Origin of the sequence: Corynebacterium minutissimum (genome assembly GCF_016889765.1) — a bacterium.
GTDB lineage: Bacteria > Actinomycetota > Actinomycetes > Mycobacteriales > Mycobacteriaceae > Corynebacterium > Corynebacterium minutissimum_B.
Genome location: NZ_CP069533.1, coordinates 2,707,122 through 2,725,312 on the forward strand (window position 1 = coordinate 2,707,122; position 18,191 = coordinate 2,725,312).

19 protein-coding genes and 1 tRNA gene are annotated in these 18,191 nt (G+C 58.0%); 13 read left to right on the forward strand and 7 right to left on the reverse strand.

Going from position 1 to position 18,191, the window contains the following annotated elements; translation table 11 throughout:
- Positions 1 to 790 precede the first annotated feature (790 nt).
- Positions 791 to 2,692 (forward strand): DIP1281 family NlpC/P60 protein, encoded by a 1,902-nt coding sequence (locus I6J26_RS12775; RefSeq protein WP_115022069.1) that lies wholly within the window; start codon positions 791 to 793, stop codon positions 2,690 to 2,692.
- Between the two features lie 26 nt (positions 2,693 to 2,718).
- The gene (locus I6J26_RS12780; RefSeq protein WP_115022072.1) at positions 2,719 to 3,837 is read left to right on the forward strand and encodes a ferrochelatase; all 1,119 of its coding nucleotides are present in this window, start codon (positions 2,719 to 2,721) and stop codon (positions 3,835 to 3,837) included.
- Here I6J26_RS12780 and I6J26_RS12785 read toward each other — a convergent pair.
- Positions 3,834 to 4,601, reverse strand: a complete 768-nt coding sequence (locus tag I6J26_RS12785) for a hypothetical protein (protein ID WP_115022074.1) — start codon at positions 4,599 to 4,601, stop codon at positions 3,834 to 3,836. The two genes, I6J26_RS12780 and I6J26_RS12785, sit on opposite strands and share 4 nt — an antisense overlap.
- A gap of 33 nt (positions 4,602 to 4,634) precedes the next feature.
- Here I6J26_RS12785 and I6J26_RS12790 point away from each other — a divergent pair, with 33 nt between their 5' ends.
- Entirely contained in the window at positions 4,635 to 5,483 is an 849-nt protein-coding gene (locus tag I6J26_RS12790; RefSeq protein WP_115022076.1) for a DUF3097 domain-containing protein, read from the forward strand.
- A 15-nt stretch (positions 5,484 to 5,498) separates the two neighbouring features.
- On the opposite strand, the gene I6J26_RS12795 is transcribed toward I6J26_RS12790, so the two are convergent.
- The gene (locus tag I6J26_RS12795; RefSeq protein WP_115022079.1) at positions 5,499 to 6,074 is read right to left on the reverse strand and encodes a MarR family transcriptional regulator; all 576 of its coding nucleotides are present in this window, start codon (positions 6,072 to 6,074) and stop codon (positions 5,499 to 5,501) included.
- 37 nt (positions 6,075 to 6,111) lie between these two features.
- Complete coding sequence (locus I6J26_RS12800) at positions 6,112 to 6,852, reverse strand: TVP38/TMEM64 family protein (RefSeq protein WP_115024324.1); 741 nt, start codon at positions 6,850 to 6,852, stop codon at positions 6,112 to 6,114.
- A 183-nt stretch (positions 6,853 to 7,035) separates the two neighbouring features.
- Here I6J26_RS12800 and I6J26_RS12805 point away from each other — a divergent pair, with 183 nt between their 5' ends.
- The gene (locus I6J26_RS12805; RefSeq protein ID WP_395858299.1) at positions 7,036 to 7,695 is read left to right on the forward strand and encodes a DedA family protein; all 660 of its coding nucleotides are present in this window, start codon (positions 7,036 to 7,038) and stop codon (positions 7,693 to 7,695) included.
- Between the two features lie 28 nt (positions 7,696 to 7,723).
- Here the strand turns inward: I6J26_RS12805 and I6J26_RS12810 are convergent, their stop codons facing one another.
- Positions 7,724 to 7,993: a hypothetical protein gene (locus tag I6J26_RS12810; protein WP_115022082.1), complete on the reverse strand. Its 270-nt coding sequence runs from the start codon at positions 7,991 to 7,993 to the stop codon at positions 7,724 to 7,726.
- 472 nt (positions 7,994 to 8,465) lie between these two features.
- A tRNA-Leu gene (locus I6J26_RS12815) sits at positions 8,466 to 8,551 on the reverse strand.
- A 183-nt stretch (positions 8,552 to 8,734) separates the two neighbouring features.
- Here I6J26_RS12815 and I6J26_RS12820 point away from each other — a divergent pair.
- Together I6J26_RS12820 and I6J26_RS12825 are read left to right on the forward strand one after the other, a co-directional pair.
- Complete coding sequence (locus tag I6J26_RS12820; RefSeq protein WP_115022084.1) at positions 8,735 to 9,310, forward strand: YbhB/YbcL family Raf kinase inhibitor-like protein; 576 nt, start codon at positions 8,735 to 8,737, stop codon at positions 9,308 to 9,310.
- Between the two features lie 24 nt (positions 9,311 to 9,334).
- Complete coding sequence (locus I6J26_RS12825) at positions 9,335 to 9,718, forward strand: hypothetical protein (RefSeq protein WP_115022087.1); 384 nt, start codon at positions 9,335 to 9,337, stop codon at positions 9,716 to 9,718.
- Here I6J26_RS12825 and I6J26_RS12830 read toward each other — a convergent pair.
- Positions 9,715 to 10,827: a quinone-dependent dihydroorotate dehydrogenase gene (locus I6J26_RS12830; RefSeq protein WP_115022089.1), complete on the reverse strand. Its 1,113-nt coding sequence runs from the start codon at positions 10,825 to 10,827 to the stop codon at positions 9,715 to 9,717. The two genes, I6J26_RS12825 and I6J26_RS12830, sit on opposite strands and share 4 nt — an antisense overlap.
- A gap of 77 nt (positions 10,828 to 10,904) precedes the next feature.
- Positions 10,905 to 11,930 (reverse strand): hypothetical protein, encoded by a 1,026-nt coding sequence (locus tag I6J26_RS12835; RefSeq protein WP_115022091.1) that lies wholly within the window; start codon positions 11,928 to 11,930, stop codon positions 10,905 to 10,907.
- Between the two features lie 102 nt (positions 11,931 to 12,032).
- Here I6J26_RS12835 and I6J26_RS12840 point away from each other — a divergent pair, with 102 nt between their 5' ends.
- The 7 genes from I6J26_RS12840 to aspA all read left to right on the forward strand — a co-directional run bounded on the left by I6J26_RS12840 (position 12,033) and on the right by aspA (position 18,115).
- Complete coding sequence (locus I6J26_RS12840) at positions 12,033 to 12,857, forward strand: undecaprenyl-diphosphate phosphatase (protein ID WP_181815449.1); 825 nt, start codon at positions 12,033 to 12,035, stop codon at positions 12,855 to 12,857.
- A gap of 72 nt (positions 12,858 to 12,929) precedes the next feature.
- Positions 12,930 to 14,189, forward strand: coding sequence for a cysteine--1-D-myo-inosityl 2-amino-2-deoxy-alpha-D-glucopyranoside ligase (gene mshC / locus I6J26_RS12845; protein ID WP_115022095.1), 1,260 nt, complete (start codon positions 12,930 to 12,932; stop codon positions 14,187 to 14,189).
- A gap of 24 nt (positions 14,190 to 14,213) precedes the next feature.
- Positions 14,214 to 14,597, forward strand: coding sequence for a hypothetical protein (locus tag I6J26_RS12850; protein ID WP_039675337.1), 384 nt, complete (start codon positions 14,214 to 14,216; stop codon positions 14,595 to 14,597).
- Positions 14,598 to 15,299 carry an HAD family hydrolase gene (locus I6J26_RS12855; RefSeq protein ID WP_258553372.1) on the forward strand — a complete coding sequence of 234 codons (702 nt, stop codon included), beginning with the start codon at positions 14,598 to 14,600 and terminating at the stop codon, positions 15,297 to 15,299.
- Between the two features lie 77 nt (positions 15,300 to 15,376).
- Complete coding sequence (locus tag I6J26_RS12860; RefSeq protein ID WP_115022101.1) at positions 15,377 to 15,640, forward strand: phosphoribosyl-ATP diphosphatase; 264 nt, start codon at positions 15,377 to 15,379, stop codon at positions 15,638 to 15,640.
- Between the two features lie 14 nt (positions 15,641 to 15,654).
- Positions 15,655 to 16,500, forward strand: a complete 846-nt coding sequence (gene hisG / locus I6J26_RS12865; RefSeq protein WP_115022103.1) for an ATP phosphoribosyltransferase — start codon at positions 15,655 to 15,657, stop codon at positions 16,498 to 16,500.
- Between the two features lie 91 nt (positions 16,501 to 16,591).
- A complete protein-coding gene (gene aspA, locus I6J26_RS12870) occupies positions 16,592 to 18,115 on the forward strand; it encodes an aspartate ammonia-lyase (RefSeq protein ID WP_115022105.1) in 1,524 nt (507 codons plus the stop codon).
- The last annotated feature ends 76 nt before the right edge of the window (positions 18,116 to 18,191 follow it).

The window sequence follows — 18,191 nt, forward strand, 5'->3', positions numbered from 1 at the left end:
GACGTATGGTTCACGTATCGACTCACGGGTTGACTCTTGCTCCATGTGTTCATGGGCCAAGCCTTGACTCTCAACAGAGACGACGCACGGGTATGTGGGGAAGCACGCCACGAGCGATAACGGCAGTTGAGGATCACCGCCTGGCGGATGAGCGCCGCCTTTCTAAGCGCGCAGCAGCTTGATGAACTTTGTGCTGTCGGTACCAGTGTTCGACTTTTTCATCACAAAGACACCTACCTTCCGAGTGGGAGAGGCTCGCTTACGCGACATATGCACTCTGTGGATAGAGTGCTGCACATTCTCGTCCTGTCGGTTCCCGGTTAGGTGCCAGCCATGTCGATGCCCGCTGCTCCTAGATGGTGCGGACACCGACTGTATGCGCGGGGCGCCTGGCGAGGAGGAACCTCACAGCGCGATGTTCTCCGCGTTGCGTGTGCCCCTTCGCGATCGGGACCCGAACGAGCATGGAACACCTTGCTCAATGTGCGTGGTCCTGGATGCGCGCAGGTGTACACCCGCGATAGGTTAATGACAGTCCCCGTCAATGACAGGACCTCTCACGAGTCCGCCTCTCTAGGATGAGGCCCCACTCATTCTTTGCGCATGCCTATTACGTGCTGCCTCTGTGACGGCTAGATCTCGTATGCGCAAGGGAAGATCCCCGTATCCGCTACATAGGAAATTCCTCCACTCACACGCCGTGACGCAAGGGCAGAGGAGGATGCATAAATGTGCCCTCCTACGTGGTTGACGGCATCGGGGCTCGGTAGGCGTTGAGGAGACTATTCTCGTGGCCACCACTTCATCATTCGGCTTCCGTCGTCTAAAAGCAGTGTGCGCTGCTATTGCGACGACCGCCGCCTTGTCTACAGTTTCATCTTTAACGCCAGCAGTAGCGGCGGAACCAGAGCAGCTTAACGTTAAGGAGCTGCTTTCCTCTGACAATCCCTCCATTGCGGACCTCGCCGGGACCATTGCCCAGATCGAGGAACGCATCGCAGAAGCCGAAGCCACCATCGGTTCGCAACGCGAGGCAGTGAACCGGGCTCTCGTCGATCTCAACGATGCCCGGACAAGGGCCGAGCAGGCGCGTCGTGGTACCACCACGGCACGTCAGCAGCTCGACACTGCTGAGGATGAGGTGGCCCAGGCTCAAGCGAAGCTCGATGACATCTCGCGCTCTGCTTACCGCCGTGCCAACACCTCCGACGCCGTATCCCAGGCAGCGGGCAAAAACGCTCGCGCCGACATGCTCGAGCGTCAGTCCTTCCTCCGCTCTCAGTCCGATAAACAGCAGGATGTCCTCACCCGGCTGGAGCAGGAGCGCACGCAAAAGGCCAACAAGGAATCTCAGCTGCGCAAGACTCAAAAGCTTGCCGAGCAGCGTGAGAACCAGGCGTCTGAAGCGGAAGCGGACGCACGCCAGTTGCTCGCTGAATCGGAGTCAACCATTGAGGATTCGACCGCGGAACGCACGGACCTCCTCACTCAGCTAGAGGAGCTACAGAAGACGCTAGATAAAGTTAAGGGAGTTGACGCGTCCGATGAATCAAGTCTGGAAACTGGATCTAACGTCCAGTCGCAAAGCTTGACGGAGGAGGATCTGCCAACTTCTGAAGGTTCCAATCTCTCCGCAGAAGAACTGCCGGAGGCGGAAGAACCGTCCGCAGTATCGGAGGCAGAAACCTCTGGCGCTACAACCTCTGACGCTGCGTCCGTCCAGGGCCCCTCTGCAGAGGAAGCACGCAATCGTTCGCTGCAGGCTCAGCGTACTTCTCCGACGATGTCTCCGGAGGAGATGAAGGAACTCTCTAGCGCCGCCGATACACTCTCTTCCGATCCTAATGTGAAAGAGCTTTCCTCTAAGAGTGAGGATCGACGCAACACCAGCGGTGGCAGCTCTCTCGACTCTCGCTCCATTGATCCAGAAACCATTGCCTTGGGGATTGGTGTTGTCGGCACCGTGGCATCAATGGTGGCAGCCTCTCAACCTGGCCACAGTAATAGTCTGACTGCAGAGGAAATCGATGCCTTGGCGCAGGGCTCCTCGAAGCTGTTCGCCCTCCAAGGCGAAGACTCTGCGACGTCGACGCACACTGCATCCCAGGACTCCTCCACAACGTCAACGTCTACCACTACGTCTGGCGTTCTCGACGATGACGATGAAGACGGGGATGCCCTCGCCTCAGATCTGTCTGGTCTGTTGGAGGACCTCGAAACGACCGACAGTGTTACCGATAAGGCAGCATCGAAGCTGGGTGGTGCATCCCGTGAGGCTCAAATTGAGACCGTCATCGCACGTGCCACCTCTCAGGTCGGTGTTCCTTATGCGTGGGGTGGCGGTGACGCCAACGGCCCGACACAGGGTATCCGCGATGGAGGCGTCGCCGACTCTCACGGCGATTACAACAAGGTCGGATTCGACTGCTCTGGTCTTGTTCTCTACGCCTTTGCGGGTGTGGGCATCTCTTTGCCGCACTACACGGGATACCAGTATCAGAAGGGCGAGAAAATTTCGACCAGTGACATCGAACGCGGTGACCTGATTTTCTATGGCCCAAGTGGTAACCAGCATGTTGCGATCTATTTGGGTGATGGCACTATGGTTGAGGCTCCGCAGTCTGGCCAGAACGTCAGTATCGCCCCGGTCCGTCAAGCCGGAATGGCTCCGTATGCCGTGCGACTAATCTAGGTAAGCGCATTGCTAAACTGGGCCGTATGACTGAAACACAGCGTATTGCCCCCGGTGCTGGTTTAAGCACTGGCCGGGTACCCTCCACTTTTGACGCCCTCCTCGTTCTTTCTTTCGGTGGCCCGGAAGGAAACGAGGAGGTCGTTCCGTTTCTGGAGAACGTCACCCGCGGCCGCGGCATCCCGCGCGAACGTCTGGAAGTAGTTGGCGAGCACTATTTCCACTTTGATGGCGTAAGCCCCCTCAATGCTTTGAACCGCGAGATCATTGACAACCTCGAAGCAGAACTGAAAGAACGCGGACATAATCTACCGATTTACTTCGGTAACCGTAACTGGTACCCTTTCGGCACCGAGGCAGTAGAGCAGATGGCTGCTGATGGAATCCGTAACGTCGCGGTTTTCGCGACCTCAGCGTGGGGTGGCTACAGTGCCTGCCGTCAATACGACGAGGACATTGTCAAGCTGCGTGACTACGCCAAGGACAAGGGCCTGCCGGAGATTACCTTCACCAAGTTGCGCCAGTTCTTTGATCACCCGAAGTTTGTTGAGGAGATGGCAGAGGCCATCCGTGAAGCTTATGCGGAGGTACCGGAGGACAAACTGCCGAAAACCCGTATGCTGTTCACCGCTCATTCTGTTCCCTCAGCGCACGATGCCGTCGGTGGCTCGGAAGGCGACAAGCACATTTACTCACGTCAAGTCGCCGAGGCTTCACGTCTCGTCGCTGAGGCCGCTGGAATTAGCGAGTATGACCTAGTGTGGCAGTCCCGTTCCGGTAACCCAGCTACCCCGTGGCTCGAGCCGGACATTGTTGACCACACCACGCAGATTCACACTAATGATGGGGTTGAGGCAGTTGTTGTATGTCCAATCGGCTTCATTTCTGATCATATGGAAGTCATTTGGGACCTCGACTCTGAGCTTAAACAAGCAGCTGATGAGATGGGTGTGAGCGTGTATCGCACACGGACGGCGGGCCCATCGCAGCGCTTTGCCTCATTGGTCATTGATCTTGTTGATGAGCTGGAGCAAGGAGCTGAGCCAGCTTCCCTGGGAAACGTCACGGTTCAAGGCTGTACCGTTAACGGTGTTCCGTGCGCCGAGGGCTGCTGCGATATCTGGTCGCTGAAGAAGTCGCACTAGCGGGCAAAATCGCTGAGCGCGTAGGCCACCCCGGCCATGCGCGCTTGGCGGATGTGTCGCCACAACCGGAGTAATTGTGGATCGAGACTGTGATCTTGAATGCGGTCCGTCACGGTTTCGATGATGGCGGCGACGCGGTCGGCGCGCGCGAAAAGCTTCGCGGCGCGGGCCGGAACAGAAGACGGCAAGCCCGGGGTGTCGTAAAAGTCACTGAGGGTTCCCACCGTGAGTCGCGGATTCGGGAGAACATCATTTCTATACCCGGTGGCCTCAATGAGCATCGCCGATTCAGTGGTGGCTTGACTCAGGAGCGCATCGGCATCGCCTGGACTTAGCCACGCAGGGGCAGGCAGGGGGTCTGTCTCCTCGATGAGTGTCCAGATAGTTGCGCCGTCGGCATAACTGGGGATCAGAATCAGATGCCTATCGCGATCATTGGTACGCACCACAATGGCGCCGGCAGAGTTTTCAGCGGCCGCGCGAGCGGACTCCGAGCCGGCAGGAAGGGCTGGTGCTTCGCCAGGACCTGACAGAATGAGGCGCACAAGCGGTTCGCGCTCACCGCGAGCGATGATGTCGGCCGATTCGCGGCGCAGGTGAGCGAGAACGGTAACGAAGGGACTACCCTCGGGCCCAAACTGTTCACCGCCCAACTCCGTAATGGCATCGAGGAAGTCATCGGTGGATTCGTGACCCCACAGCCATGCACCCAGCCACACGGCGACGTTTTGAACAGGGGACCAGACCTCGGCGCGCATATTCATGGCTGGCCAGTGTAGACGATAGGGTTAATCCCTATGAGCACCAATCCCCGAGACCCCTATGGCGGCGATATTTTCGCCGGACACGCACGCACACAAAAACCGCACTACCCTGAGGTTCCTGCCGAGCCAGGCATGGTGGTGGAAGTCCGAGGAGATGACTTTGTTGGCGCTGTGATGGGCGTCGACAAGACTGCATGGGGCCCGGTGGTCCGGCTCGAAGATCGTCATGGAGTGGAACGAGTCTTCAACCTAGTCAAGGGCGGCTTTCTGCTGGAAGGTCAGCCTGTCACCCTGACTCGCTATGTAGAAAAGCAAGCGCCGCGCAAATCTAATTCGGGTTCGCGCCGCGTAGACAATATCGAGGCTAAGGTGGCTGCACCTTCCCGCATCTGGGTAGAAGGTATCCATGACGCCGCGATTGTGGAAAAGGTCTGGGGCCATGACTTGCGGGTGGAAGGCGTGGTCGTGGAATATCTTGAAGGACTCGACAACTTAGAGGAGCGCCTTGCTCAGTTCCAGCCGGGGCCGGGGCGTCGCGTGGGCGTGTTAGCTGACCACTTGGTGGAAGGATCTAAGGAAACGCGCCTCACACAGACGGTGGGTGAGCATGTCTTGGTGACGGGGCATCCTTTCATCGACATCTGGGCCGCAGTAAAACCCGAGCGCCTCGGTTTTCGCTCCTGGCCAGAGGTTCCTTACGGTGAAGACTGGAAGACGGGTACCTGTGCTCGTCTTGGATGGTCCGATCCCAAGGAAGGGTGGAGTCGTGTGTACAGCGCGGTGAAATCCTTTCGCGACCTCGATTCAACACTCATCGGGGCCGTGGAACGCCTCGTGGATTTCGTTACCACGCCGGAGTTGACGAAGGAAGACCTTCTGTAGAGATAAGGGCACTGCCTAGCTCGTCGAGTTAGCGCGCTCGATGAGGTTGACCGCGAGTTGCCATCCGGCAGTCTCTGCCGCCCAGCCAGCAGCTTGGAGGCGCTGCGACATGGCCTGCTTGGAAATGCCGAGCTCTTCGGCCGCCTCGTTTTGGTTGAGTCCGCCACGCACTAGTGACGTGGCTTCGCGGCCCTCCATTGTGCGCTTGTTCAGGACGAACCCAAGGAGCGCAAAAGTGGCGGCAATGTCGTTGGCTTCTGCCGCGCGGCCACGGCGATCGACCTTCGCATAGACGTGGCCCGCGCGGGCCGAGCCCTTCACGGCTGCTGTAGCGACGGCGCGAGTTTCTTTGTCGCTAGCATCGTCTCCGGGAATAACACCGATGCCAATAGCCCAGTCACCATCAGCCAGCAAGGCCATCACCACGTCACAGACCGAGGAAGCCGAGTAGGCCACCGCACAGATGTCTTCCACGCCGAGTACTTCAAACTCCCCGATGCCCTCCAAAGTAGATAGGGCAGCGGCGGAACGCTGCACCAATTCGGCTCGGCGCACCGAACGGCCGCGGTAACGGGCATGGACTGCTAGCACTGTGAGAGACTCCTTCCGGCAAGAAACAAGCCCAAGTCTACTCCTTGCGCTTGACCTGAGCGCTCATGGAGGGGCGAGCTGGTAGCCGCGTGTCGAGCACCAAGCCAGTCACCCCCAGCGCAGTAGCTACCAAGAGCGCAACAATCGTTAGGGGATCAGCATGCCCTGTCAGGGCATCACCAAAAAACACCCCAATCGCCGTAGTAGGAATGGATCCAAAAAGTGTTGCAAGAGCAAAGTGTGCGACGGGAATAGGAGTAAGCGCCGCGACATAATTTACTAAGCAAAAGGGAACTCCTGCGACGAGGCGAAGCGAGGCAATGGCCAACCAGCCACGTCGCTCCAGGCGGGTATTGATCGTGAAGACCGCTGGGTGGCTCAAGTGAGGGCGTATCCACTCGCCCAGGAGACTGCGAACAACGATAAGTGACAGAGTAGCGGATATCGTGAGGGCCACGAGCGACACTCCAAGTCCCAGCCACGGACCAAAGAGGAGTCCAGCGGCAACTGTCCACACGGTGCGCGGGATGGGGAATTGCGTGAAGAGGACGTAAGCGGCGGTGAAGGCCACGACAAACCATGGGCCGAGATGTTCCGACCACTGGCGTAGGGCGGCGATATCGGGGACGTCGACAAGCACGGCCGCTGCAACAAGTGCTACGCAGCCGACACCTACGAGGAGCCAACGCTGCCATGACCACGTGCGTACGCTGTTCCGCGCAGCACTTCCTAGTGATCTTAAGAAGTCACCTGCGTTGCGAATCCACCGTGAGTCCATGAGGAATAAGCCTAGTGCGGATCGTCCCGTGGCCGACATCGGGGCTGGTAGCTGGCAGTTTCCTGTGGTATTGGAAATAGGTTGCTGGGGTAGCCGCTTTCGATTCCTCTTCTTGGTCGAATTAGGAGGATACTGATACGAGTGTGCGCGCACGGTGCGCACCGTATCGCTAGGAGAACCTCCGTGGACTTTCTACACAACCTAACGTCCTATATGGACGCGGCCACCTTGCTTGAGGCCTTCGGCCCCTGGGTAGTCGCCGGTCTGGCCGTCGTCGTCTTTATCGAATCTGGCGTACTGTTCCCATTCCTGCCCGGCGACTCTCTCCTTGTCATGGCCGCGACCTTGCGTCACGAATTGCATGTGTCTATTTGGGCCCTCCTTTTTGTCGGAATGGCTGCCGCAATTCTTGGTGACCAAGTGGGTTTTTGGATTGGGCACCGCTTCGGCCGCGGCCTCTTTAAGCGGGACGCAAAGGTACTCAAGTTGGAATACCTGCACTCAGCCGAGGATTTCTTCCGCAAGCATGGTCCTCTCGCGCTGGTCTTGGGCCGTTTCGTGCCCATCGTGCGCACCTACATCCCGGTTGCCGCTGGCACGGCCAACATGCCCTACAAGAACTTTGTGGGCTGGAATGTCGGCGGGGCAGTGACCTGGGTGGTATCCATGAACCTGATTGGAGTCTTCCTTGGCGGCATTCCTGGCATCGCTGATTCCATCGACAAAATCATGATTCTCATCGTGGTGATATCCGTAGCGCCGATTGTTGTCAAGGGCCTGCATAGCTTTCTCACTGGCAAGAAGAAGGCCACAATAATAGAAGACACGACTCCGCGAGTTTAAAGCTTACGCCCACCGCAAGGTGTGGCTTTTAGAGGTCAACGTAGCGCGCATACTCGCCACGCAGGCGAGCGTGAGTGACGTAGATAGGCTCATTATCCACAGCCGTCTTAAACTCCTCCGTAAGCCCTGCCATAACAGCGTCACGGGCGTCTCCATGCGTGGCGTGGAAGCTCATCACCTCGCCGTCCACGACTTCCTCACCGCGGCGCTTGACGACGACATACTCGGAGCCCTCGGGAGCGTCGATAACCTTGCGCTGGGCGGTGAACGGGTCAAGGTACGTAAAGGTCGCCGTCATATAGAACTCCTTGATGGACGCGTGGAAAGGGGATAAGAGCGCACGTGGCGCATGTCACGGCTCCCACTGTACCGGCAAACAGAAACCCCGCGCCTTACTGGAGCTCTTGTGTCTCAGTAAAGCGCGGGGCTGATGTGTGCCCGAGGGGGTGTCTGGTTCGGAGACATCGATCCTCTGCGGTTTCTCCACACCGAAGTGACGGCTGCTGAAAATAAGTCCGTGTGAGGCCCAGCTCTGCTGCTTCTAGCGCTTTCAGGAGCAGTTCTAGAGGTGTGTCCTCAACCTATGAACGACAACTGAGGTCGGAACTAGGTCTCGCACACCTGTCACTGTCGTTCACGGTAGATAAGGGCGAAAAATTTCAAACTTCTGGCCCTTGTCTACCGTGAATGTGGTTTTAGCCTAAATGTCGGCTCCGAAAACGAAAAATCTCGAGACACCGACCGGAACGATGTCTCGAGACTTCACACTGTGCCCGAGGGGGGACTTGAACCCCCACGTCCGTTAATAGGACACTAGCACCTCAAGCTAGCGCGTCTGCCATTCCGCCACCCGGGCTAGGGTGTTTGTTCAGCCTCTCGGCTGGGCACTCGAATACTGTATCCCGATTGGCCTGCAGTACACAAATCGCCATGTCATCCTGCACTTTTCTGCGTCTACTGGCGTGCTAAAACACACCGATGAAAGTTGATAGTGAGTGAATCTTCTGCAGACAAAAGTTCTGTCCAGTAGAAAGGAAGTATGACTAGCAACACATCTGACAGGACTGCAACTACCACGCCGAGCTATGCTGCGGACTCTCGCTTCCCGGGGCCGGATCCTTACGCCCCGCTGGGGGAGGTAGCGGCGTTCACCGTGACCTCTACCGATATCGAAGAAGGCGCGGAGATCGCTGAGAAGTTCCGTGCGCCGGAGAATGTTTCCCCGCGGCTGGCGTGGACTGATGTACCCGAAGGGACGAAATCCTTTGCTGTGACGTGTTTCGACCCAGACGCACCGACGGGTTCCGGATTCTGGCACTGGGCTGTCTTCAATATCCCTGCGGATGTGCGTGAGCTCCCTACGGGGGCAGGATCCGCTGAGGACCTGGGACTTGAGGGCGTTGTCAGCCTGCGCGGTGACTCCGGCCAGCGTGTCTACTATGGCCCCCAACCGCCGGCTGGTCATGCCCCGCACCGCTACCTTTTCGCCGTCCATGCTGTGGACGTTGAAAAGCTCGATATTGACCCTGACGCCACGCCTACCGTGCTGGGTTTCAATCTTTTCTTCCACACGTTGGGCCGCGCGGTTACTTGGGGCTGGTACGAGGCTCACTAGTTCGCCCCCGTTACACTCAGAAGAATGACTAATCATCCCGAAACCGACGGAGTAGCTATCCCTGCCGGACTACGAGTAGGTGGGGCATTTACCTTGCTGGCCGCCGTGCTAGCACTCTTCGGGCTGGTCTCCATCTTTACCGACGGATGGGGAGCTACTTTTGAGTGGACATGGCGGCGTCTCGCCATCGTGGGCGCAGCGCTTCTCGTCGGCGCATTCAGCACTCAGCGGCGCGACCAGCGGGGCAGCCGCGAACAAATCATCGCGCTCGTACTTGCCCTCGTCCTTATCGTGGCGAGCCGCGCTCTACCGAGCACGGTTCTCACCACGATGGGGCAATACGTGGTCTTCCTCTACGCCGTGGGCGCAGGTTTGTGTGCGGCGGTCATTCGCCGCACGGTGCATTAATCAATCCATCCCAAGCCGGACCCCACGGCCTCGGAAATATTCCGTAGACCGTGGTTGCGCAGCTGGAGCGCAATGCCACGGTGAATATCGCGAATCCAGTCTGGGCCGCCGTAAATCATGCCGGTATAACCTTGCAGCAAGGAAGCGCCAGCGGTGATCCGCTCCCAGGCTTCTTCAGGGGTGGAAATACCGCCCACGGAGATGAGAACAAGCTCATCGCCCACGCGGGCAGCGAGGCGCTTGAGCACCTCTAGAGAACGCGCAGCGACTGGCGGCCCCGACACACCGCCGGCGCCCATCGCCGCTACTTCATCAGCCGGTGTGCAAAGGCCCTCACGAGAAATCGTCGTGTTGGTCGCCACGATGCCAGCAAGGCCCACCTCGACAGCCATATCAGCCACTGCATCTATATCTTCGTCCGACAAATCCGGCGCAATCTTCACCAAAACAGGGCGGGACGTGGATTCCACGACTGCCTCCATAATCGGGCGCAACGACTCCACCGCCTGCAAGTCACGCAAGCCAGGGGTGTTAGGGGAAGAGACGTTGACCACCACAAAATCAACCAGATCCCCGAGGAGCGACGCGCACTGGCGGTAATCGTCCACAGCGTGCTCAGGCGTGGTCACTTTGTTCTTGCCAATATTAATACCGATGACGTCGTTGTAGCGGCGCTTGCGCAGGTTACGCGCGGCATGGAGCGCTCCCTCATTGTTGAAGCCCATGCGGTTGAGGATGGCCTTATCCGGTTTGAGTCGGAATAGTCGGGGAGCCGGGTTTCCTGGCTGTGCCTTTGGCGTAATAGTGCCCAACTCCGCGTAGCCGAAGCCCATCGGAGCCCACACATCGGGGGAGGAGGCATTCTTGTCGAAACCAGCAGCAAGGCCCAACGGGCGGGGGAACCGAACACCGAAGACTTCCTGTTGCAGCATGGGATCAGTGACTGGCAGCACCTTCGCCAACAACCGGTTAGCGGGGCCAACTGCCTGCAGGCCAGCAAGGCCCATGGTGATAATGCCGTGGATGCGCTCTGGGCTCAGCCGAAACATTCCCTTAAGAGCAACCTGATATGCGGCGTGGCGAGCGCGGTCGAGCGCGGAATACTGCATGAATAATCCTTCTAGTCCATAGTGGCAGGGGGAAAGCGAGTAGTGGATTGGGATAGCGGAGAACAGCGCCTCAGAGGCTAGGAGCCGTCTAGCTCCGGATCGTTGATGAACTGCAGCCCGTCACCGTTAGCGGAAGCGGCGACCACTGTGCCGTCGTCAAGCACGGCGATATTCTGCGCGCCTGCTACCGTTTCAACGCTTCCGGTGAGTTCCGGAACTCCGGAGGAGACGGTGTAGGCATGAAGCAGATTGTTATCTGTGGTGGTAACCCACGCCAACTCCCGTTCATTGTCCCAAGCTACAGCCCAGGGCGTGCCCTCCGTGTTGCCGAACTGGTGGAGACGGATAACGTCGCTCGCGGTGTAGATGGCCACACGTTTGCCCACGGTATCCGAAGCCACCACCACCGCTCCGTCACCGCCGGCAATCTGACCGACGCCCTGGCCCACGCGCAGACGACCGCCGGCGCGGTCTTTTTCCCAGTCCAAGGATTGGATTGTGGAGTCTTTGCGCAGTACGCGGACGACGCCATCTGCACCATCCGGATTAGGGACGGAAATAAGCTGGTCACTGCCAGCTTCCACCTTGATGGTGCCAGTCCTCTCGGCGTCCTTGTAAACGCCCACAGTCGTCGAATCCGCCGAGCCCACGAAGATCTCACCAGTAGAGGTCTCGGCAGCGACCGTTACGGGTGTCTCCTCATCCACGGCAAGCTCCTGCGGAGAAGCTGGCTTCTGTGCGTCTATGAGAAGAACTGTGTCGCCGCAAGCTAGGACGAAATGCGAAGGAGACGCGGTGAGGTCTCCGCAGTGCTTATCGATGTCCACTCGGGTTGCCTCATCTGCCTCGAAGTCAGCTTGCGTGCCTATAGTGAGGGCATCTGCTGTGCGGACTGCAAGAACGTCACCCAACGCAGCGGTGTCAGTGACCTCGTCGAAATCCACGACCTTCCCGGCTGCGTCCTGCGTAGCGGGGGAGTCGGCGGGCTCTGCTTGGCCGTAAACGGCCGAGTCGGGATCTCCTCCTATTCCCACCGTGGGATCACACGCTGCGAGGGCAGACGTGCTGGTGAGAAGGGCACAAGAAAGCAAAACTCCACGCATTTTCACGATTTCTCATCCTAGCAGCCAGCGTGGTGCAAACCGGAAGCCGCAAGCACGACGAGTAGGCTGTCGCGAGTGACTACAACAGCTGCTTCTGACGCCATGACATGGATGCAGGTCATTGTCCTGTCCCTTGTCCAAGGCCTCACCGAATTTTTGCCCGTCAGCTCTTCTGGCCACCTGCGTATCGTCTCTACGCTCTTCTGGGGGCAGGACGCAGGTGCTTCCTTTACCGCCGTCATTCAGCTCGGGACCGAGCTAGCCGTCATCGTGTATTTCGCCGGCATGATTTGGCAGATCCTCAAGGGCTGGTTCATGGGCCTTGCCAACAAGGACAAGCGCGGCCAGGACTACCGCATGGGGTGGATGGTGATCGTTGGCTCCATTCCTATTGGCATCCTAGGTGTTCTTGGCAAAGACTTGATTCGTGACAACCTGCGCAATCTGTGGATCACGGCTTCTATGTTGGTGCTTTTTTCATTCGTTTTTATCCTGGCTGAACGCATGGGTAAGAAGACTCGCAGCTTTGAGGAACTGACCATGCGCGATGCCATCGTTATGGGCTTGTGTCAGTGCCTTGCGCTGATCCCCGGTGTATCTCGCTCCGGCGGTACGATCTCCGGCGGCCTCTTTCTGGGCCTCGACCGTGAGGTAGCTACTCGTTTCAGCTTCCTTCTGGCCATTCCGGCGGTGATGGCTTCAGGGCTCTTCTCACTGGGGGACGCCTTCGGCCCCACCGTTGGTCAGTCCGCCACCGGTATGCAACTGCTCGTGGGAACAGGTATTGCCTTCATCGTGGGCTACGCCTCCATCGCGTGGTTGCTGAAGTTTGTGGGCAACCACTCCTTCGAGTGGTTCGCTGCTTACCGCATTCCCGTCGGCATTATCGTCATGATCTTGCTGGCACTGGGCGTGCTCGTGCCCTAGCATTCCTCCCAAGGCACGGTGTGATGGCCGCGGTCGTGTCATCAGAGTGGGGCGCGCGTTAGGATTGTGGGCATGCAATCTTGGCCTACACCGCACGTCGACTCTGTCCCAGGCACTCCCGTCCCGCTTCACCTTTATGATTCGGCCGATGAGGTTGTCTCAAAGGTAGATATCAACGGTGATACCGCCAGCATGTATGTCTGTGGCATCACTCCGTACGACTCCACTCACTTAGGTCATGCGGCAACATACCTCACCTTCGACCTGATTTATCGCCAGCTGCTGGACAACGGCTATAAGGTCAACTACGCGCAGAACATCACTGACGTCGACGACCCACTTTTTGAGAGGGCTGAGCGCGACGGCGTGGACTGGCGCGAGCTGGGCACGTCCCAAATTAATCTCTTCCGCTCCGATATGGAGCTACTATCCGTGATTCCACCGCAGCATTTTATCGGTGCGATGGAAGCTATTGATGAGATTACGGTGATGGTGCAGAAGCTTCTCGACGTCGACGCGGCCTACACCGTCGATGATTCGGAATATCCCGATGTCTACGCGTCGATCGAGGCCACGGATAACTTTGGCTATGAGTCGAACTATTCCCGTGAGCAGATGGAGACGTTCTTTGCTGAGCGTGGCGGTGACCCAGATCGCCCTGGAAAGCGTGATCCCCTCGATGCTCTGATTTGGCGCGCACACCGTGAAGGTGAACCCGCCTGGGACTCTCCCTTCGGTCCTGGCCGCCCGGGTTGGCACATTGAGTGCTCGGCTATTGCCACCAACCGCCTCGGCTCCACCTTCACGATTCAGGGCGGCGGCTCTGATTTGAAGTTCCCGCATCATGAGTTCTCTGCAGCCCATGCAGAAGCTGCGCTCCAGGTCGAACGCATGGCACAGTTCTACGTCCACTCCGGCATGATTGGACTTGAGGGAACGAAGATGTCGAAGTCTTTGGGAAACCTCGTCTTCGTGCACAAGCTGGTCGAGGCTGGCGTGGACCCCTCAGCGATCCGTCTTAGTGTCTATGCCGGCCACTACCGCGGTGACCGTGATTGGTCTGATGACGTGCTGGCTGCCGCTCAGGAGCGTTTGTCGCACTGGCGTGCTGCCGCAAAGAGCCCCGGCTCCGTGGAGTCCGTGCAGACGGTAATCCAGGATGTGCGAGCAGCTTTGGCGAACGATCTCGACACCCCACGAGCGCTTGAAACCCTTGACGCCTGGGCAGCTGAGGCAATCAATGAAAGAGCTGATACCAGCGAACAGAGCACTGCAGACGCTGCCTCACTTATCCGCACAGCAGTTAATTCTCTGTTGGGCGTGCGCCTCTAGAGATCTTCAGGCATTATCTAGCTCATGAGCATTCGCGCAGAATTCCAGCCCACCGTTGATGAGTTCATTTCTAACCTTCAATCCTTCGCCACCGGCGATTACCTCAAGGAGGATGAGAAGGAGTTCTGGGAGGCACCTTTCGATGCCGCCGTCCTCCCGGAACTGAAGGAGATTATCGAGGAGTTCCTCGATAATCTGGACAAGCTTCCAGACGACCCAGAAGGGCCGATTCTGAGCGCTGCCGTGAAACCCTCGGTGGAGAAGCTCGGTGCCTTCAACCGTAAGAATGCCGATGCTGTCTTGGAGCCAGAGGAGAAGGAAGAGCTGACCGAGCTTATTCACTCTGCCTCGGCTGCCACAGGCGCCGACGATGAGGCCCTCTCGCAGCTTCCGGAGCTAGACTTCTAATTGACTGTGCAGATTCGTCGACCATCCGCAATCTTCTGGGATATGGATGGCACACTCACCAATTCCGAGCCATTGTGGGAAGAGGCCACGTTTCATCTCTCAGAGAGCTTGGGACGCCGCCTCACGCCAACTGAGCGTCTTGCCACTGTGGGCGCGACCTTTGAGGACACGCTGGATATCTGCGCCGATAAAGCTGGCGTGACTTTGCAACCGGGCGATACGGAGCGCTACCGCACGCTCATGTTTGACTACGTTAAATCGCTGTTTGCTCAACACCTCGAAATTTTCCCTGGCGTTCCTGAGCTGCTCAGCGAACTCAAGGAACACGGCATGCCCATGATGGTGACGACCAATACGGAACGCTATGTGGCGGATTCTGCTATTGAGGCGCTGGGCCGCGACTACTTTGTGGACACCATTTGTGGTGACGAGGTTCCCCATGGCAAACCTGCTCCGGACATGTATGCCGAGGCCGCTCGCCGCCTTGGCCTAGAACCAGGGGAGTGCCTGGTCTTTGAGGATTCTGCTGCCGGAATGCGTGCGGCTGTCGACGCCGGCTGCGCCGTCATCGCTCTTCCTGAAGGTGACCACGTTGATGTTCCTGCGGAGGCAACAGAGATTTCCCACCTGCATTCTGCGCGGCACCTTGTCGGTGCTACTGCCGACGATGTGTATTCCTGGTTCACCCGGATCCTGTGCTAACGCTGAGCAGTGTTCGGCGGTATCAATTTCAGCCAGAGGGCAGAATTCTATGCAGCGGTGTGGAAGAATATGCACCTGTGAAGAATTTTGAGAGCCTGTTTGAGGAACTGTCCCAGAAAATCACCGAGAGGCCTGAGGGCTCCGGCACCGTGGAGGCCTATGACAAAGGTATTCACCATCTGGGCAAGAAGATCATCGAAGAGGCTGGCGAAGTATGGATCGCCGCGGAATACCAGTCTGATGAGGAACTAGCTGAGGAAATGTCGCAGCTGCTGTATTGGCTGCAGGTCATGGCCCATAAGCGCGGCCTGAAGCTCGAAGACATCTACCGCTACCTCTAGAGAAAGCCGCATTCATGATCAAAATTGCTGTTCCCAACAAGGGTTCCCTTTCCGAGTCTGCTCTCGAAATCCTCAAAGAGGCCGGCTACAAAGGCCGCGGACACAACAAATCCCTTAACGTCGTTGACGAGGCGAACGGCGTTGAATTCTTCTTCCTGCGCCCCAAGGATATCGCCATCTACGTTGCTCAAGGCGTGCTTGACCTCGGCATTACGGGCCGGGACCTTGCCCAAGACTCCCGCGCCAAATTCGACGAGGTGCTCAACCTTGGGTTTGGAGCATCCACGTTCCGTTATGCCGCGCCCGCAGGAGAGGAGTGGACTGTGGACAAGCTGCAAGGCAAGCGCATTGCCACCTCGTACCCCAACGTTGTGCGTGACCACCTGGCAACCAACGGCATTGAGGCGGAGGTTATTCGCCTTGACGGTGCGGTCGAAATTTCTATCCACCTAGGGGTAGCCGATGTCATCGCGGACGTTGTCTCCACGGGAGCCACGCTGCGACAGCAGGGCCTTGCACCTTTCGGTGATCCCATCGTGGCGTCGGAAGCAGTTGTCATCAAACGCGCGGGGGAGGAACTGACAGATGAAGAAAACGTTGTGCTCGGCCGCATTCGAGGCATCCTCAACGCACGTCACTACGTCATGCTCGACTACAACGTGGCCGAAAAGGATCTCCCGGACGTCGAAGCCGTCACGCCCGGCTTAACGGGTCCAACAATTTCCCCGTTGGCACGTGAAGGATGGGTAGCAGTCCGCGTCATGGTTCCCCGCAAGCTGGCAAACCAGGTCATGGACAGTCTTTCTGAGCTTGGAGCGGAAGCAATTCTTGCGTCAGATCTCCGTATTGCCCGATTTTAGGGGCAGATGCCAAACATTTTATTCGCGCTCCTGGCTACGATGAAGGGTGACCACCGTCGTTCTTCGATTTATATGCAAGGAGTCAGCCATCATGGCAAAGTCCACTAAGAAGGATGCTCAGACCGAGACCAAGGCCGCCAAGTCTGAGGTTGAGGAGAAGGCTACTAACAAGGCGCCTAAGGCTACGAGCACCAAAAAGACTCGTACTGAGACCGACCTCCTCGGCTCCATGGAGGTTCCCAACGACGCGTACTACGGCGTCCACACGCTGCGCGCAATTGAGAACTTCCAGATTTCCTACGTGACCATCAACACTATTCCGGACTTCATCCGCGGCATGGTGCAGGTCAAGAAGGCCACTGCAATGGCCAACCGCCGCCTTCACGTTCTGCCTAAGAAGAAGGCAGAAGCCATCATTTGGGCGTGTGATGAGATCTTGGAGAAGGGCCGCTGCATGGATCAGTTCCCGCTGGATGTCTTCCAGGGTGGCGCTGGTACCTCGCTCAACATGAACACCAATGAGGTCGTGGCCAACTTGGCGCTTGAGCACCTCGGTGAGGAAAAGGGCGCCTACGACATCATTAACCCGAATGATGACGTCAACATGTCTCAGTCCACCAACGATGCGTACCCGACCGGCTTCCGCCTCGGCCTGTACTACGCTATGGAGGACCTCATCGAGCGAATCGATGCCCTGCAGGCTGCTTTCCATGCCAAGGGCAACGACTTCTGCGACATCCTGAAGATGGGCCGTACCCAGCTGCAGGACGCTGTCCCGATGACCCTCGGTGACGAGTTCAAGGCTTTCGCTCACAACCTTGCTGAGGAGCAGGCCATCCTGCGCGATTCCCAGAAACGTCTGCTCGAGATCAACCTGGGTGCTACCGCCATCGGTACCGGTGTGAATACGCCAGCTGGCTACCGCCACCAGGTCACCGCCGCTTTGTCTGAGGTCACTGGTCTGGAAATCAAGACCGCCCGCGATCTCATCGAGGCCACCTCTGACTGCGGTGCCTACGTGCTTCTGCACTCCACGATCAAGCGTGCCGCCATGAAGCTGGCCAAGATCTGTAATGACCTGCGTCTTCTGTCTTCCGGTCCGCGCGCTGGTCTGGCAGAGATCAACCTTCCGCCGCGTCAGGCTGGTTCCTCCATCATGCCGGGTAAGGTCAACCCGGTTATCCCAGAGGTTGTGAACCAGGTCTGCTTCAAGATCTTTGGTAACGACCACGTCGTCACCATGGCTGCTGAGGCTGGCCAGCTCCAGCTCAACGTCATGGAGCCGGTTATTGGTGAGGCACTCTTCCAGTCCATCCGCATTATGGGCAATGCCGTGGATACTCTGCGCGAGAAGTGCGTTGAGGGTATTACCGCCAATGCGGACGTCTGCCGTGCCTACGTCGAGAACTCCATCGGTATCGTCACCTACCTGAACCCGTTCATCGGCCACCACAATGGTGACCTCATTGCCAAGGAGTCCCTCGAGACCGGCAAGGGCGTCAAGGAACTGGTTTTGGAGAAGGGCCTTCTCGACGAAGAAACCCTCAACCGTGTGCTGTCTGTTGAGAACCTCATGCACCCAGAGTTCCGCGGTCAGCTGTACATTGACGAATAAATCGTCGTAATGACGCCCGCACGTGCAGGCGTCAAAGTGTGCTACTTCAGCGCCCGCACCGCCACTGTTGGCGGGT